Raw genomic sequence first — 2,646 nt, forward strand, 5'->3', positions numbered from 1 at the left:
TAATCATAAAAAAAGCAACATCAACAAAGCCTTAAAAATATTCATTTGTTTAAATTTATGCCAATAACTTATAGTGCAACTATACTAGATTTTATTATAGTCACAATATGTAATTCTTATCCAATAGGTTTCCTCATACAAACTAGGTTACCGTAACCTACTATTCGTAAAAATATCATCATAAACATTGTTTTCTAGCCAACACTCAACACCCAGTAAATAAAAAAAAGGAAAATCAGCAGCTGGCTGACTTTCCTTTTGATTAAACAAAACGATTGATTATTTCACAACAAACACGGAGCATTTTGCATGATTGACGACATAGTCAGTTGTTGACCCTACCACAACTCTCGAAAGAGCACCTTTCCCCGTTGCACCGATCACGATTAAATCAATCGGGTAGGTTTCAGTTGCTGCGTGGATAATAAATCGTTTAGGGTCTCCTACTTCAACGATCACCGCAACATCCTCAACGCCATGGTTGTTTGCATCATAGATTTTCTTTAGCATCTCGGTTTCAACCTTTGTTTTTTCCTGCTCAAATAATTTTGAAAAAGAATACGCACTTGTTGAAAGCTCTGCATTATTAATGATCGAAAGGACATACAATTTGGCTTGGTTACGTTTACAAATATCGACAGCTTCCCAAAAGGCCTTTTCTGATTGCTCAGAACCATCTAAAGCAACGAGAACATTTCGACATGTATGCAACATTTTTATCCCCTCCTCTTTATTTTACCACACTACACAGCTGGCTAAAAGATTCTCGATTAACCCACTTGGTTATTTTTATTTTGATCCATCTTTCCTATTTGAAAAATTTGTTTTTTATTTATTTTACTGGAACAAATCTTAAGCATCTACAAAGATTTCTAGAAATTCGTTCAAAAAAGTCTTTACGTGCTAGAATTATAGTGAAAAAATGATTTGAGGTGAAGACAATGCGTCAATTTTTTCAAGCTCTATTGACTTTTATTCTTTATATTGGTCTTTTTTTCGTCATTTTAGGATTGATTGCTTATTTTTTACTGCGATAGGCGCGGAATTACGCTTGATTCTTTGCATCTTAATCATTCCATGTTAAAATAACAAAAGAAGCATTGTGCCCTTTTAGTCGTCTTCCCCAAGCTAACTATCTGGTTCAATGCTTTTTGTTATCTTTTCTAAAATTTTTTATGTTCAAGTCGATCAGCTAACAAAGAAAAATAGCCATTTTTTTAGAAAGAAGGTATTAGAAATGGAACTAACGATCACCTCAGAAGCAGCACAACGCCTTCCCAAAGGTATCACTCAATTTATCTTGACAGCCAATGATGGTTCCAATCAGTTCTCCTCTGCTGAAGGTTGCTGTATGATTGGCGAGCGTTTCTTGATCACACCTATTGAAGAGATCATCGTCCCTTTTACATTAGAGATCCCTAGCAATTTGTTTACTTTCTATACTTCTGAGTACGACACGATGTTTTTAACTGGTCACCTTGAGTTAACGGTGCATCCGACTTCCGGCACCCTCATTTTGAAAAACGAAAGTGGCTATCTGGATAATAATGTCTTAGTCCTAAAAACCGCTACCATCCAATAACATGTAAGAGCTTAAAAAAGTCGAAGTAAATCTCACTCTTCCTCTATTTTTAGCTCTTTTTGCAATCATTTCCTAAGCATGATCTGTTCTGATCAATTCCAGCAACTCTAATGGTTGTTCTGCCAAAGCGACGGCTCCTGCAGAAAGTAATTCTTCTTTGCTACCAAAACCATAAAGAACACCGATAGCGGATAATCCATTCGCTTTTGCTCCGAGAATGTCATGACTACGATCGCCAATCATTAAAGCACTTGCATTTCCGTTTGCTTTTTCTAGTGCATATGCAAGGACTGTTGCTTTCTCTCCCCGCTTATTTTCAAGATCAGCTCCGTAAATCCCTTTAAAATAATCATTAAAACCTAAATAAGCCAGAATTTCTTTGGCAAATATCTCTGGTTTGGACGTAGCAATGAAGATTTCATGCGTTTCTGAAAGCATAGCCAATGTTTTTTCGATTACCTCGTAAGGCTTGACTTGAAATATTCCTTTGTCACGGTAGTTTTCCCGGTAGTAATTCACAGCACGCTGGGCCTTATCTTCTGTAAAACCTAAATCGCGAAAAGAATCGATCAATGGCGGACCGACAAAAGAGCGCAATGCATCCGTTGAAAGAGGCGGGTGCGCCAATTTTTCCAGTGCATAGCGAATTGAGGCATAGATTCCTTCGCTAGAATCAATAATCGTACCATCTAAGTCAAAAAATAATTGTTGTTTCATGTCATCTCCCCTTTTCCTTATTATAGGAAAAAACCAACTCTCCCGCAAATCCTTCTTTTCTGAACCATCGAATGCCTTGAAGGATGCCACTCTTTTCAAAAAAATTCAACCATACTTATAAATTTACGGCACAAAAAAAGCTGTCTTTCTGCTCGTTGAAAGACAGCTTAGAAAATACAAAAAAAGATAGCTTTTCAGCTATCGATAACTCCGGCAGTAGGACTCGAACCTACGACATCATGATTAACAGTCATGCGCTACTACCAACTGAGCTATGCCGGAATGATACAGCGTGGCGACGTCCTACTCTCACAAAGGGAAACCCTTCACTACAATCGGCGCTAAGA

General features: G+C 37.4%; 3 protein-coding genes and 1 tRNA gene. 1 reads left to right on the top strand and 3 read right to left on the bottom strand.

Translation table 11 applies throughout. The annotated features are described in order from the left end of the window. Positions 1 to 279: 279 nt before the first annotated feature. Positions 280 to 714, bottom strand: coding sequence for a universal stress protein (locus Q0A12_RS13660; RefSeq protein WP_291293181.1), 435 nt, complete (start codon positions 712 to 714; stop codon positions 280 to 282). Positions 715 to 1,237: 523 nt separating this feature from the next. Here Q0A12_RS13660 and Q0A12_RS13665 point away from each other — a divergent pair. Then, the gene (locus tag Q0A12_RS13665) at positions 1,238 to 1,582 is read left to right on the top strand and encodes an iron-sulfur cluster biosynthesis family protein (RefSeq protein WP_291293182.1); all 345 of its coding nucleotides are present in this window, start codon (positions 1,238 to 1,240) and stop codon (positions 1,580 to 1,582) included. A 72-nt stretch (positions 1,583 to 1,654) separates the two neighbouring features. Here the strand turns inward: Q0A12_RS13665 and Q0A12_RS13670 are convergent, their stop codons facing one another. Further along, positions 1,655 to 2,299 carry an HAD-IA family hydrolase gene (locus Q0A12_RS13670; RefSeq protein WP_291293183.1) on the bottom strand — a complete coding sequence of 215 codons (645 nt, stop codon included), beginning with the start codon at positions 2,297 to 2,299 and terminating at the stop codon, positions 1,655 to 1,657. A 208-nt stretch (positions 2,300 to 2,507) separates the two neighbouring features. Continuing rightward, positions 2,508 to 2,581 (bottom strand) — tRNA-Asn (locus Q0A12_RS13675). Positions 2,582 to 2,646: the final 65 nt, after the last annotated feature.

This window comes from Enterococcus sp., assembly GCF_022711995.1.
Classification (GTDB): Bacteria; Bacillota; Bacilli; order Lactobacillales; family Enterococcaceae; genus Enterococcus_D.

Bases quoted from the DNA above. Each gene is read 5' to 3' on its own strand.
- Q0A12_RS13665 (WP_291293182.1), top strand. From the start codon at position 1,238: ATGGAACTAACGATCACCTCAGAAGCAGCACAACGCCTTCCCAAAGGT.
- Q0A12_RS13670 (WP_291293183.1), bottom strand. From the start codon at position 2,299: ATGAAACAACAATTATTTTTTGACTTAGATGGTACGATTATTGATTCT.
- Q0A12_RS13660 (WP_291293181.1), bottom strand. From the start codon at position 714: ATGTTGCATACATGTCGAAATGTTCTCGTTGCTTTAGATGGTTCTGAG.